This is a genomic window from Pseudorhodobacter aquimaris, assembly GCF_001202025.1.
GTDB lineage: Bacteria > Pseudomonadota > Alphaproteobacteria > Rhodobacterales > Rhodobacteraceae > Pseudorhodobacter > Pseudorhodobacter aquimaris.
The window spans coordinates 62,764-75,520 of the sequence record NZ_LGHS01000067.1 but is presented as its reverse complement, the minus strand read 5'-3'; the positions used below and the strand labels follow the sequence as shown (position 1 = coordinate 75,520).

Sequence of the window (12,757 nt, the reverse complement as noted above, 5' to 3'; positions counted from 1 at the left end):
CAACCCAAAAGAATTCCACAAAATGCATAAATCGCAGGACGTGTGCTGATCGCCCTCAAGGCGAGAAATCCGGGCGGGAAACGGCCATAAACCGCTAGGACCGCCCCTATCGACCCTCAAATCCTCGACAAAGCTGATCTCTGTCGGCAGATATGGCGTGACAAGGTTAAAAGACCCTAACCCCTTAAAAGTGCGCAGATATGTCTGACCATCCCACAGTTGCAGATGCGCGCCCGCCCACCGCCCGGACCCGGTCGGAATGGATTGACACGGCAAAAGGATTGGCAATTCTATTGGTGGTTTTTGGCCATGCCTGGCGCGGGATCCATGAGGCTGGGCTAGTCCCGCCCGCATTATTCCACGCAGTCGATGCCCGGATATACGCCTTTCATATGCCGGTTTTCTTTGCCCTGTCAGGGCTGCTTGTGGCAGGCTCTTTGTGGCGGGCAACGCCGCATCATTTTACGGCCAGCCGGTTGTCACGCCTAATCTGGCCGATGATCCTGTGGACCTACCTGTTCCTCGGGGTCAAACTTGCGGCAGGGTCGGTCGCCAATCAGCCGATCACCATGAAGGACATGCTGATCCTGCCCATACCGGGGCATCTGCACCTGTGGTTTTTATGGGCGCTCTATGTGCTGCATATGGGTCTGTTACTGACCCGTCCGCTGATATCAAGAGGGCGCTATTTGCCATTGGCCCTGTGGGGGATGATGATCGCAACGATCGCTTTGGCCTTCATGCCGCTGCCCGATGTCCTCTACCGGTTGATCGGGCCAGCTATTCAGAATGCACCCTTCTTTGTGCTGGGCATCGTGCTAAGTCAAACGCTCGACCTCTCAACCCTTGGGCGGGGTGGTCGCCTAGGCGCGCTGACGGCGTTCGTCTTGGTGGTTGCGGTATGGCCGTTCTTGCCGCAATGGCCTGCGGTTCTGCTTGGCGGGTCCCTTTTGCTGACGTGGTGCTTTTTGGCAATTTGTGCCGGGCTTGCCCAAAACCTCAGCCCACAGCTTACCACTTGGCTGACGCGCCTCGGGCTGGCATCCATGGCGATCTATCTGGCCCATACGATCTTTTCCGCAACAATGCGCGAGGTGCTTTTTGCCATTGGTGTCTCCGGCCTTGGTTGGCACCTCGTCCTCGGGTTCGGGATTGGTGTTTTCGGGCCGCTGGTGCTGCTTAGGGTCGCGCAAAGAAGCGGTGCTGCGTGGTTGCTTGGGTTTCAGTAAACCCTCAACGCGGTTTGCTGTTCTTTTCGACAAAGGCTTGTATTTCGGCGGCAGGGCGTGCGCCCGGCAGGCGGGCAACCTCTCGCCCCTTATGCCACAGAATCAAAAGCGGAATACCCTGAATACGCAATCTGTCCGATACTTTCGGGTGATCTTGGGTATTGATCTTTGCGAAACGTGCGCGCCCTTCCAAGGCTCTGGCTGCCTTGGCAAATTCGGGTGCCATCATCCGGCAAGGGCCGCACCACGGCGCCCAGTAGTCTACCAGAATAGGCAGCTCATCGCCGCGCGTCGCCTTGTCATGGGTTGCAAAGTCCAGCTCTGCCACTGTGCCCGTCACCAGCGCATCACCACAAGAACCGCATTTCGGGCGGTCTTTCAGCTTGGCCACAGGCACCCGGTTCATTTGTCCGCAGGTTATACAGACGAGTTTCACAGCATCGGACATGGTTCACCTAAACACATTCACTGCACCGAATATATTGTCCGGCAATCTGCTTTCAAGCCCCTAAAAACGAATAGGCCGGGATAAACCCGGCCTGACGTTACTCTGCCGCATCCTCATAATCCGATAGCGGCGGACAGGTGCAAATCAGGTTCCGGTCGCCATGCACGTTATCGACCCGCCCGACGGGGGGCCAGTATTTATCTACGCGGAACGCGCCGGGCGGAAAGCATGCGGCCTCGCGGCTGTACTTGCGGTCCCATTCGGCGACCAGATCATTCACCGTATGGGGGGCATGGCGCAGCGGGCTATCCTCGGCTGAAATATCACCGTCCTGAACCGATTGAATCTCGGCGCGGATCGCCAAAAGTGCGGTGATAAAGCGGTCAATCTCGGCCTTGGTCTCCGATTCCGTCGGCTCCACCATCAAGGTGCCCGATACCGGCCAAGACATCGTCGGCGCGTGGAAACCGTTGTCGATAAGGCGTTTGGCGATATCATCCACCGTCACCCCAGCATCGGCAAATACCCGCGTGTCCAGAATACATTCATGCGCGACGCGGCCTTTGTTGCCCATGAACAAGATCGGATAAGCGCCGTTCAGACGGGCCGCGATATAGTTGGCGTTCAAGATCGCCACCCGCGTCGCCTGCGTCAGCCCCTCACCGCCCATCATCAGGCAATAAGCCCATGAGATCAGCAGGATACTGGCCGAACCATATGGCGTGGCCGAAACCGGCCCTTCCTTGCCGCCGACCTCAGGATGCCCCGGCAGATAGGGCGCCAGATGGGCGCCAACCCCGATCGGCCCCATACCCGGCCCACCGCCGCCATGCGGGATCGCAAAGGTCTTGTGCAGGTTCAGGTGGCTGACGTCGCCGCCGATCTTGCCCGGTTTCACAAGGCCGACCAGCGCGTTCATATTCGCCCCGTCGATATAGACCTGCCCGCCGAAATCATGGGTGATCTTGCAGACCTCGCGCACGGTTTCCTCAAACACGCCATGGGTTGACGGGTAGGTGATCATGCAGGCCGCAAGCTTGTCCCCCGCCGCCGCCGCCTTGTCGCGGAAATCATCAAGGTCCACATCGCCGTTGGGCGCGGATTTCACCACCACGACCTTCATCCCCGCCATCTGTGCCGAGGCCGGATTGGTGCCATGCGCCGAGGTCGGGATCAGGCAGATGTTGCGCTGTTCCCCGCCATTCGCGCGGTGATAGGCGGCGATGGTCAACAGCCCCGCATATTCCCCCTGCGCGCCGGAATTGGGCTGCATCGACATGGCGTCATAGCCGGTGATCTCACACAGCTTGGCCGAAAGATCGTCAATCGCTTCTTTATAGCCAAGCGCCTGATCTGCGGGCACAAAGGGGTGCAGCGACCCGAATTCGGGCCATGTGATCGGCATCATCTCGGCGGCGGCGTTCAGTTTCATGGTGCAAGAGCCCAAGGGGATCATCGCACGGTCAAGCGCCAAGTCGCGGTCCGACAAACGCCGCATATAGCGCATCATTTCCGATTCCGCGCGGTTCATATGGAACACGGGATGGGTCAGATAATCGCTCTGGCGCAGCATGGCATCGGGGAAACCCAGCTCTGCGCGGTGCGGTGGCACGCCCTCAATCCCGAAGGCGCGCAGAACGCTGATCAGCACCCGCTCATCCGAGGTTTCATCAAGGCTGATGCCGACGCGGTCATTCCCGATCTTGCGAAAATTCAACCCCTCTTGGCGGGCGGCGGCCAGAATGCCTGCTTGGCCCACGCCAACCTCAACCGTGATGGTGTCAAACACCGCATCGGGCGAGACCTTTGCCCCCGCGGCCTTCAATGCCCGTGCCAGACGGACGGTGGCGAAATGCACCCGTTCCGCGATGGCACGCAACCCCTTTGGTCCGTGGAACACCGCATAGAAGGACGCCATAACCGCAAGCAGCGCCTGCGCGGTACACACGTTCGACGTCGCCTTTTCGCGGCGGATATGCTGTTCACGGGTTTGCAGTGCAAGACGGTAGGCGGTGTTGCCGCGACTGTCGATTGACACACCCACAATCCGCCCCGGCATCGAGCGTTTCAGCGCATCGGTACAGGACATAAAGGCCGCATGTGGCCCGCCGTATCCCATCGGCACGCCAAACCGCTGGCTTGAACCAACCGCGATATCGGCCCCCATCGCGCCCGGCTCCTTGATCATGGTCAGCGCCAACAGATCGGTGGCCACGATGGCAATCGCTTTTGCTGCATGCAGGGCCGCGATCTGGTCGGTGTAATCGGTGACATGGCCGTAGGTGCCGGGATATTGGAAGATCCCGCCAAAGACCTTGTCGGCCTCCATCACAGCGGGGTCATCCACGATCACCTCGATCCCCAAAGGCTGGGCGCGGGTCTTGATGACAGCGATGGTTTGCGGATGGCAATTGCGATCCACGAAGAAACCGCGTGCCTTGGATTTCGCGCTACGCCCGGCCATGGTCATGGCTTCGGCCGCCGCGGTTGCCTCATCCAGCAGGCTGGCATTGGCAACCGGCAGGCCCGTCAGATCCGAGACCATGGTCTGATAGTTCAAAAGCGCCTCAAGTCGGCCCTGCGCGATCTCGGGCTGATAGGGGGTATAGGCGGTGTACCACGCGGGGTTTTCCAGAATATTGCGCTGGATCGCAGGCGGCGTCACCGTACCGTAATAGCCCTGCCCGATCAGGCTGGTCATCACCTTGTTCTTGGCGGCCACCTCACGCATTTTTGCCAAAAGCTCATGCTCGGCCAGACCGGACCAGCCAAGCGGCGTCTTTTGCTGGATCGAGGCCGGGATGGTTTCATCCATCAATGTTTCAAGGCTGGCGGTGCCTACAACCCGCAGCATCTCTGCCATCTCCTCGGGCGAGGGGCCGATATGGCGGCGGTTGGCAAAATCATAGGTATTATAGTCAACAGGCGTATAGGTCATGTCCATCCCCAAAAAATCCGGCAAAATGCCCCCGGAAACGCGATCGAGTCCGGGGGAAAGCGGCGATTACCCGATCAGGTCGTTATATTCGTCTTCTGACATGAAGGCACCCAGCACCGACATGTCGTCGATCTTCATCTTGAAGAACCATGCGTCACCGGTGGCATCGTCATTGACCAGGCCGGGCTTGTCGGACAGCTTGTCATTGACCTCGACGATCTCTCCGTCGACGGGGGCCAGAATGTCGGATGCCGCCTTGACGGATTCGATCACCACCACCTCATCGCCGGTGGCGACCATGGTTTCGGGTTCAGGCAATTCCACAAATACAACATCGCCCAATTGGGTTGCCGCATGTTCGGTAATGCCGACGACGACAAGATCGCCCTCTACCCGCAGCCATTCGTGATCTTCGGTATATTTCATCATCGTCGTGTTCCTTGGTCTAAAAAGTGGCCTTAGCGTTTATAATTGGATGGACGGAACGGAAGGGGAAAGACGGATACGGGCAGGCGTTTGCCGCGCACCTCTCCCCAAAGCTGGGTGCCATCGCCGGCAAGCGCGCGGGGCACATATCCCATGGCAATCGGCACTTCGACCGATGGGCCGAACCCGCCCGAGGTAACGCGGCCAACGGCCTCCCCCCCCTCTTCGCGGTCAAATAATTCGACACCTTCGCGCATCGGCGCGCGGGTTTCGGGGCGCAGACCGACACGCAGGCGCGCAGGCCCGTCGGCCAGCTGCGCCAAAATCACATCGGCACCGGGGAAACCGCCGGCCCGCGCGCCCTCGCGCCGTGCTTTGGGGATCGCCCAGCCAAGGGCCGCCTCGGCGGGGGTGGTTTCCTCGGTCATGTCGTGCCCATAAAGGCAAAGGCCTGCCTCCAGCCGCAAACTGTCACGCGCGCCAAGGCCGATCATCTCAACGCCCTCTAGCGCCAGCAAAGAGCGGGTAAAGCCCTCAACATCGGGGACCGACACCTCGAACCCGTCCTCACCGGTATAGCCCGAACGCGAGATCCACAGCGCGCCAAAGACCGTATCCACGGTAATCACATCCATAAAGCGCATCGCGGCAACATCGGGAACCAGACTTGCCAGCGCAGCCTCTGCTCCCGGCCCTTGCACCGCCAAAAGGCCGCGATCCATGACCTCGATCACCTCGGCCACATCCGCCAGCTTTTCACGCATCAAGGCGATATCGCCGTCGCGGCAGCCCGCATTGACCACCAAAAAGAAATGATCACCACGGTTGGCGAACATCAGATCGTCAATGATCCCACCCTGATCGTTGGTAAACAAGCCGTAACGCTGCCGCCCTTCGGCAAGCCCGGCAACGGCCACCGGCATCATCGCCTCAAGCCCCGCGACCAGCGCATCCATGCTGTCCTTGGGTCGCAAGATCACCTGCCCCATATGGCCGACGTCAAACAGGCCCACATGCGCGCGGCAATGCAAATGCTCTTTCATCACGCCAAGCGGGTATTGCACGGGCATCTCATAACCCGCAAAGGGCACCATCTTGGCACCCAATTCCACATGCAAATCGTATAATCCGGTCCGTTTCAAATCGGCCATATCGCCCCCTTCAAACGCCGGAAATCCCCGGCACCCCGCGAACAGGCCAACCCTACCCGCAAAATGCCCCCTCTGTCCTTGCCCAAAAAGGGCGCCTGAGATCGTTATCCCTTCGGCGGGCGAAAACGCCACTCTCCAGAGTCCACCATCAGAACCGGTCCTTTTGCCTGAGAGTTTACCGGGGCGGTTGCTCCTTCGGCACCAGAAAGAGGGCTTGCGCCCAGACCGGATTCTCCCGATCCTGATGGCTCAAAACCTATCCTGCGGGCCTGCCCCAAAGCAAGCCCGAAAAGGATACCACTGCATACAGAAACGGACTGCCTTTATGACCCAGCATTTCTTCGGCTACGGCTCTCTCGTCAACCGTGCCACACATAGCTATCCGGATGCACGCCCTGCCACACTGAAAGGCTGGCGGCGCACATGGATCCATACCAGCACCCATCCGCAGTCCTTTCTGTCCGTCATCCGCGACCCCGATTGCACGATTGCGGGCCTTGTCGCCCATGTGCCAAACGGTGACTGGGCCGCCCTCGATATTCGCGAGACCGGATATGCCCGCCATCATGACCATGCCGCACTGGGCCAGGAACCGCATCCGATTCAGGTCTATGCCGTCCCGCCACAGAACCGTGCCGCATCCGATCCGCATCCGATCTTGCTGAGCTATATCGATGTGGTGATCCAAGGGTTTGTAGTTGAATACGGGCCTCAGGGGGCTGCCGATTTCTTTAACACCACCTCAGGCTGGCACACCCCGATTCTGGATGATCGCAAGACCCCCATTTACCCGCGCGCCCAGCGGCTGACCGCACAAGAAACCGCGCTGGTGGATGAAGGTTTGCACGACTTGGGCGCCCGAATCATCCGACAACACTCCGTCTGACTGCCGTCCAAACCGGCACATTTTTTCACAGCTGCGCGGCTGTGTACCTTTTCGGATCAAAGACAATTTAGTGAAATTATGATGGCGGCATAGGCGAAACCTCACATTTACTTAACGAAGTTGACGCCAAATGGTACGGATATGAGGGTACTATACTATAATGCGTCGTTTTTTCATCTGGGTACTCGTTTGTTTCCTAATCCCCCTGGGTACGCCCGCAATGGCCAGCGTCAACGACATCTGTGCCGCCGTTGCAGATTTGAAACTTACGTATAGCATTGCCCTGCGGACAAGATCCGTCGACACACCCTTCGCGGCCCTTAGGGGCCTTGGTAGCCTTAGCAGGGATTTCACAGCATATCTGGTCCGCAATCCGGCACCCAATCTCTCGGAAATTGCGACCCGCCTGACCACAAGGTTCAACCAGTGGAACCATTCAGCGGGCATTCAAAGCCTGAATGAGGACGCAGTTCGCTCTACTATGTATTGGAATCTTTCTATCATCCAACGGGATCTGACCTTCATCGGCGGCGCATTGGATTGTGGGTCTGTGGTCGCAGCACGCAGCAGTTCCCGCACCGCGCGCCGGGGTGACAACCAGCAATCCCTGAGCGAAGATTTGAAAAGGACATTCAAAAAACTTGTCCCGTCCGGCGGCTATCTGGCAATTTTCGCAACCCTGATCGCTCTATTGGCCATCATATTCTATCCCCGAAAGAAAAAGCGGGGAAGCACTCGCAGAATCTGCAATATCCCTTTGCACATTTACTACGGCAAACAATGCACAGTAACCCGGATCGTTGATCTGAGTGAGGGAGGCATGAAGATCGAAGCGACCGAGAAATACATGGGCCAAACCTGGGCGGAATATAATTTTGCCGGTTTTCAACGTGAAGGAAAAGTCGCTTGGCGAAACACGGCTTATGCCGGCGTTAAATTCCGCAAATGCCTGACGTCTGAGATGATAAAGACCGCTATGAAATACAACAATAAACCTTTAGGCGAGTCTGGAATCGAGAAAACCGCGCCCGCTTGTTTTCATGTCGGCTGTCATAAAAACTGCGTGGATCATCTGCCGCCCACGCTTTCATCCAAACAGCGCAATCCTGTGCGTGGGACGTCATAAACAGAGCAGATATGACTTTGAAACCCGTTTTCAATTAACGGCGCACGATCCGGTTTCCCAGATCGCGCGCAAGATTGGATCAGCCTCGCGCCCGAACCACTTGCAACAGCGGCATCACATCGGCCATCTCTGGCCCATGCGCCTGCCCGGTCAGGGCTTTGCGCAGGGGCATGAACAGCCCCTTGCCCTTGCGGCCCGTGGCCTCCTTTACCGCCGAGGTCCACTCTTTCCAGGTGTCGGGTCCAAAGGGCGCATCTGGCAGCATTGCAACCGCCTCAGCCACAAACGCGCGGTCCTCCTCGTCGATCAGGGGTTCGGCCCCGTCGCGGAACATGGCCCACCAGCCGTCCAGATCGGACAGCACTGTGATATTTTCCTTGGCCACGCGCCAAAAGCCCTCACGCAACTCTTCCGGCACGCCCAGCTCGGCGATCCGTGCGGCGACGGTATCAAAGGGCAACCCCTGCACATAGGCACGGGTCAGCGGGAACAGGTCCTCGGCATCGAATTTGGTGGGTGCCGCGCCAAAATTGCCGATCTGAAAGCCGTCGATGAGCTCTTGGTGGCTGCCGGCCAGTTCCACAGGCTGGGATGACCCCAGACGCGCCATCAGCGAAAGCAGGGCCAGCGGCTCCACCCCGCGCGCGCGCAAATCACGCAAGGACAGCGTGCCCAGACGTTTCGACAGCGCCTCACCCTGCGGGCCAGTCAACAGCGAATGGTGCGCAAAGCTTGGCGGGGTGCCCCCCATCGCCTGCATGATCTGGATCTGCGTTGCGGTATTGGTCACATGATCGGCACCGCGCACAATCGAGGTCACGCCCATATCGATATCATCAACCGAAGAGGCAAAAGTATAAAGCACCTGCCCATCGGCCCGGATCAGCACCGGATCCGACACGCTTGCCGCATCAATGGAAACCGGCCCGATGATCCCGTCATCCCATTCGATCCGCTCTAGCGCCAGCAAAAAACGCCAATAGCCGGGGGTGTCCGCGCGCAGCTTGTCTTTTTCCGCATCCGACAAATGCAAAGAGGCACGGTCATAGACCGGCGGCTTGTGCATATTCAAAAGCTTTTTGCGCTTGAGGTCCAGATCGGTGGGGCTCTCGAAACACTCATAAAAGCGGTTGGCAGCCTTCAGCTCTTCGGCTGCCTCACGGTAACGCTCCAGCCGCAAGGATTGACGCTCTACCCGGTCCCATGTCAGGCCCAGCCACTCCAGATCCTCCATGATCCCGTCGACATATTCCTGTTTGGAGCGTTCCTGATCGGTGTCATCAAGCCGCAAGATAAAGGTGCCGCCCGACTTGCGGGCGATCATCCAGTTCATCAAGGCGGTACGAAGGTTGCCAACGTGGATAAATCCGGTCGGTGACGGGGCGAAACGCGTGATCGTGGGACGGGTTGTCATAATTTTGCTCTCCTGAACCATGCCGATTTGTCACATGAAACGGGCTTTGTCCATATCTGCGGGGGGCGGGCCAGCCAAAACAGATCGCGCGCGGGTTATTTCGATATCGCCAATTTGCTCGATGGACAGGGCAGGTCAAAGAGCATACCCCTTGGGAATGAATAACAGACCGACCGTCCGCTACCTAGACCGGACCACCGCCCCGCATATCACCACCCTTGTCATGCTCGCTGGCGTTGCCGCCATGTCGCTGAACGTGTTTTTGCCGTCACTGCCGTCAATGGCACGTCATTTCGGCGTCGAATACACGTTGATGCAGCTTTCGCTGTCGCTCTACCTCGGGGCCACGGCGTTTTTGCAATTGTTTGTGGGGCCGATCTCGGACCGTTTCGGTCGGCGTCCGGTCATGCTTGTCGCCACAGCGGTTTTTACAGTCGCCAGCATTGGCGCGCTTTTGGCGCCAAACTTTGGCGTGTTTCTGACCTGCCGCATGATACAGGCCGCAATTGCAACAGGGTTTGTCCTGTCCCGCGCGGCGGTGCGCGATATGGTGCCACAAGATCAGGCGGCCTCGATGATCGGCTATGTCTCGATGGGGATGTCGCTGGTGCCGATGATCTCTCCGATTATCGGGGGGCTGCTGGATGAGGTGTTCGGCTGGCAGGCCTCATTTGTCATGCTGACCCTTTCGGGCATGGCGCTGTTTGCAGTGGTCTGGTTTGATATGGGCGAAACGGCCACCACGCGCGCGACCAGCCTGACCGCACAATTCAGGCAATATCCCGCCCTGCTAACTTCTCAGCGGTTTTGGGGATATTGTCTGGCGGCGGCATTCTCATCGGGGGCGTTCTTTGCTTATCTGGGGGGCGCGCCCTATGTCGGGACCACCTTTTTCCATATGGATGCCGCAACTTTGGGGCTTTGTTTTGGCGCGCCTGCTGTGGGCTATATGGCAGGAAATTTTCTGTCGGGCCGCTATGCGGTACGCTTTGGCATCAACCGGATGATTATCGTCGGCGCGGTGACCACCACATCTGGCATGGCTGTCCTTGCGCTGTTGACGGTGCTTGGGCTGACCGGACCGCTGGCCTTTTTCGGGTTGATGATCTTTGTCGGGCTTGGCAACGGATTGCTGATCCCGTCGGCCAATGCCGGAATGCTTTCGGTACGACCTGAGCTTGCGGGGTCTGCCGCGGGGCTTGGCGGGGCCTTGATGATCGGCGCGGGAGCGGTTTTATCCGCGCTGGCCGGCTGGCTGCTCGGGCCGACGACCGGACCTTTGCCGTTGGTGCTTTTAATGCTGTTTACCTCTGTCATCTGCATTTTTTGCATCCAATGGGTCCGCCACCGCCAAAAGCAGCTTGGCGGCCCTTGACGCCACCGCTTTGCAAAGTCACCCTAGACTTTGCAAAGCAAGGTGCGAAACATGGCCACCCAAAAACTCTATGCCGGTGTGAAGCTGCGTGAATTGCGCGGGCGCATCCGGTTGACGCAAAAGGATTTTGCGCAAAAGCTGGGGATTTCTCTGCCCTACCTGAACCAGATGGAGAATAACCACCGCCCCATTTCGGCGAGTGTCGTATTGGCGCTGGCGCAGGAGTTCGGGCAGGATGTTACCGAGCTGACCAGCGGCGACAGCGAACGCATCGTCACCGACATGCGCGAGGCGCTGGCCGATCCGGTCTTTACCGCGCCGCCGCCTTTGGCTGATCTGCGGCTTGCGGCCTCTAACGCGCCGGGGCTTGCGCGTGCCTTTCTGGATCTACACCGCGCTTACCGCCAGACCCATGAACGGCTGGCCTCGCTGGATGAGGCTTTGGGCCGCGACGAATCCCCGCTTGCCCCCTCCCCATGGGATGAGGTGCGCGATTTCTTTCACTATTGCGACAATTACATCGACGCCATAGACCGCGCCGCCGAACATTTCGCCACCGCGAAAGGCCCCGATGTGCCGGTTGAGAATACCGCGCTTGCGACGCTAAAGCGGCTTGGTATTGACCTAACACTGTCCAACAACGGCGAAATGCGCAGCTTTGACGCCCAAACCAGAAACTTGCGCCTGTCGGGAAGGGTTTCGGCCACCACGCGCCGGTTTCAATTGCTGCATCAGATTGCCCTGCTGACCCAGAACGACCTGCTAGAGGCGACCTTGGACCTTGCGCAGTTTCACAGCCCCCAAGCACGCGGCATCGCCAAGATCGGTCTGGCCAATTATTTCGCCGGCGCCGCATTGATGCCCTATACCGCGTTCTTGCAAGCCGCCGACCGCGAGCGCCACGATCTGGAGCGTTTATCGGACCTGTTTGGCACGTCGATCGAGCAGATCGCCCACCGTCTTTCAACCCTGCAACGTCCCGGGGCAAAAGGGGTGCCCTTCTTTTTTGTGCGGGTCGATCAGGCCGGCACCGTCACCAAACGCCATTCGGCCACGCGTTTTCAATTCGCGCGGTTCGGCGGGGCCTGTCCGCTTTGGAATGTACACCAAGCCTTTGAGATGCCCGGCCGGTTCCTGCGCCAGCTGGCCGAAACACCGGACGGTGTGCGCTATGTCTGCCTGTCGCGGGATGTGTCCAAATCGGGCGGTGCCTTCGGCGCACCTGTGCGGCGCTATGCCATCGGTCTTGGGTGTGAGATCGGCCACGCCGAAAAGCTGGTCTATGCCGACGGGCTTGACCTGCGTGGACGGTTTGAGCCAATTGGCATTTCCTGCCGCATCTGTGAGCGGCCCGATTGCCATCAACGCTCGGTGCCGCCCTTGGAAAAGCGCCTGCTGGTGGACCCAGACAGGCGCGGTGTCGTGCCCTATGGGATCGGCACAACGGACAGCCCGCCTTAACCGGCCTTCAACATCGCCCAGATTTCATCTTTTAGACGTGCGCGTTGCTGGCGAAGGGCATTTTCATTCGCATCATCGGTCGGCTCTACATTTGTTTCCGCACGATGCACGGCACGGTTCACCTCGTGGTATTCATCATAGATCTTTGAAAAATGAGCATTTTCCAGCTTCATTTTGTGCATTTTATCTACTTCGGCCGGAAACTCTTCGGCCAATGTATGAGGTGTGTTCGCCATGGGAAGCTCCTTCTTTGTTCGCCATGGCATCATGGTATCCCAAGACCATTTCAGCGACATTGACCCT

Annotated in this window: 11 protein-coding genes and 1 riboswitch; of the genes, 5 read left to right on the top strand and 6 right to left on the bottom strand. The window is 58.7% G+C overall.

Annotated features, from left to right (window positions below):
* Positions 1-200: 200 nt before the first annotated feature.
* Complete coding sequence (locus AKU94_RS12900) at positions 201-1,229, top strand: acyltransferase family protein (protein WP_050527671.1); 1,029 nt, start codon at positions 201-203, stop codon at positions 1,227-1,229.
* A 4-nt stretch (positions 1,230-1,233) separates the two neighbouring features.
* On the opposite strand, the gene trxC is transcribed toward AKU94_RS12900, so the two are convergent.
* The 4 genes from trxC to gcvT form a co-directional block, all read right to left on the bottom strand.
* Complete coding sequence (trxC, locus tag AKU94_RS12895; protein ID WP_050527670.1) at positions 1,234-1,677, bottom strand: thioredoxin TrxC; 444 nt, start codon at positions 1,675-1,677, stop codon at positions 1,234-1,236.
* Positions 1,678-1,774: 97 nt separating this feature from the next.
* Positions 1,775-4,615: an aminomethyl-transferring glycine dehydrogenase gene (gcvP, locus tag AKU94_RS12890; RefSeq protein WP_050527772.1), complete on the bottom strand. Its 2,841-nt coding sequence runs from the start codon at positions 4,613-4,615 to the stop codon at positions 1,775-1,777.
* A 66-nt stretch (positions 4,616-4,681) separates the two neighbouring features.
* A complete protein-coding gene (gcvH, locus tag AKU94_RS12885) occupies positions 4,682-5,041 on the bottom strand; it encodes a glycine cleavage system protein GcvH (RefSeq protein ID WP_050527771.1) in 360 nt (119 codons plus the stop codon).
* A gap of 32 nt (positions 5,042-5,073) precedes the next feature.
* Positions 5,074-6,192 (bottom strand): glycine cleavage system aminomethyltransferase GcvT, encoded by a 1,119-nt coding sequence (gene gcvT, locus AKU94_RS12880; RefSeq protein ID WP_050527770.1) that lies wholly within the window; start codon positions 6,190-6,192, stop codon positions 5,074-5,076.
* A gap of 145 nt (positions 6,193-6,337) precedes the next feature.
* Positions 6,338-6,440, bottom strand: a riboswitch (glycine riboswitch).
* Between the two features lie 77 nt (positions 6,441-6,517).
* Between gcvT and AKU94_RS12875 the strand changes: the two genes are divergently transcribed.
* Positions 6,518-7,078: a gamma-glutamylcyclotransferase family protein gene (locus AKU94_RS12875; protein ID WP_050527669.1), complete on the top strand. Its 561-nt coding sequence runs from the start codon at positions 6,518-6,520 to the stop codon at positions 7,076-7,078.
* Between the two features lie 220 nt (positions 7,079-7,298).
* The gene (locus AKU94_RS12870) at positions 7,299-8,204 is read left to right on the top strand and encodes a hypothetical protein (protein WP_157056544.1); all 906 of its coding nucleotides are present in this window, start codon (positions 7,299-7,301) and stop codon (positions 8,202-8,204) included.
* A 79-nt stretch (positions 8,205-8,283) separates the two neighbouring features.
* On the opposite strand, the gene gltX is transcribed toward AKU94_RS12870, so the two are convergent.
* Positions 8,284-9,618, bottom strand: a complete 1,335-nt coding sequence (gltX, locus tag AKU94_RS12865; protein WP_050527769.1) for a glutamate--tRNA ligase — start codon at positions 9,616-9,618, stop codon at positions 8,284-8,286.
* A 157-nt stretch (positions 9,619-9,775) separates the two neighbouring features.
* Between gltX and AKU94_RS12860 the strand changes: the two genes are divergently transcribed.
* Both AKU94_RS12860 and AKU94_RS12855 read left to right on the top strand, forming a co-directional pair.
* The gene (locus AKU94_RS12860; RefSeq protein WP_050527667.1) at positions 9,776-10,993 is read left to right on the top strand and encodes a multidrug effflux MFS transporter; all 1,218 of its coding nucleotides are present in this window, start codon (positions 9,776-9,778) and stop codon (positions 10,991-10,993) included.
* 51 nt (positions 10,994-11,044) lie between these two features.
* Complete coding sequence (locus tag AKU94_RS12855) at positions 11,045-12,454, top strand: helix-turn-helix domain-containing protein (protein WP_050527666.1); 1,410 nt, start codon at positions 11,045-11,047, stop codon at positions 12,452-12,454.
* On the opposite strand, the gene AKU94_RS12850 is transcribed toward AKU94_RS12855, so the two are convergent.
* Complete coding sequence (locus tag AKU94_RS12850) at positions 12,451-12,690, bottom strand: YdcH family protein (protein WP_050527768.1); 240 nt, start codon at positions 12,688-12,690, stop codon at positions 12,451-12,453. The genes AKU94_RS12855 and AKU94_RS12850 overlap by 4 nt on opposite strands.
* Positions 12,691-12,757: the final 67 nt, after the last annotated feature.

What these genes read in the sequence shown, in the direction of transcription:
- AKU94_RS12900 (WP_050527671.1), top strand. Translation starts at nt 201, where the DNA reads ATGTCTGACCATCCCACAGTTGCAGATGCGCGCCCGCCCACCGCCCGG.
- AKU94_RS12855 (WP_050527666.1), top strand. Translation starts at nt 11,045, where the DNA reads ATGGCCACCCAAAAACTCTATGCCGGTGTGAAGCTGCGTGAATTGCGC.
- AKU94_RS12870 (WP_157056544.1), top strand. Translation starts at nt 7,299, where the DNA reads ATGGCCAGCGTCAACGACATCTGTGCCGCCGTTGCAGATTTGAAACTT.
- gltX (WP_050527769.1), bottom strand. Translation starts at nt 9,618, where the DNA reads ATGACAACCCGTCCCACGATCACGCGTTTCGCCCCGTCACCGACCGGA.
- AKU94_RS12875 (WP_050527669.1), top strand. Translation starts at nt 6,518, where the DNA reads ATGACCCAGCATTTCTTCGGCTACGGCTCTCTCGTCAACCGTGCCACA.
- trxC (WP_050527670.1), bottom strand. Translation starts at nt 1,677, where the DNA reads ATGTCCGATGCTGTGAAACTCGTCTGTATAACCTGCGGACAAATGAAC.
- gcvP (WP_050527772.1), bottom strand. Translation starts at nt 4,615, where the DNA reads ATGACCTATACGCCTGTTGACTATAATACCTATGATTTTGCCAACCGC.
- gcvH (WP_050527771.1), bottom strand. Translation starts at nt 5,041, where the DNA reads ATGAAATATACCGAAGATCACGAATGGCTGCGGGTAGAGGGCGATCTT.
- AKU94_RS12860 (WP_050527667.1), top strand. Translation starts at nt 9,776, where the DNA reads ATGAATAACAGACCGACCGTCCGCTACCTAGACCGGACCACCGCCCCG.
- gcvT (WP_050527770.1), bottom strand. Translation starts at nt 6,192, where the DNA reads ATGGCCGATTTGAAACGGACCGGATTATACGATTTGCATGTGGAATTG.
- AKU94_RS12850 (WP_050527768.1), bottom strand. Translation starts at nt 12,690, where the DNA reads ATGGCGAACACACCTCATACATTGGCCGAAGAGTTTCCGGCCGAAGTA.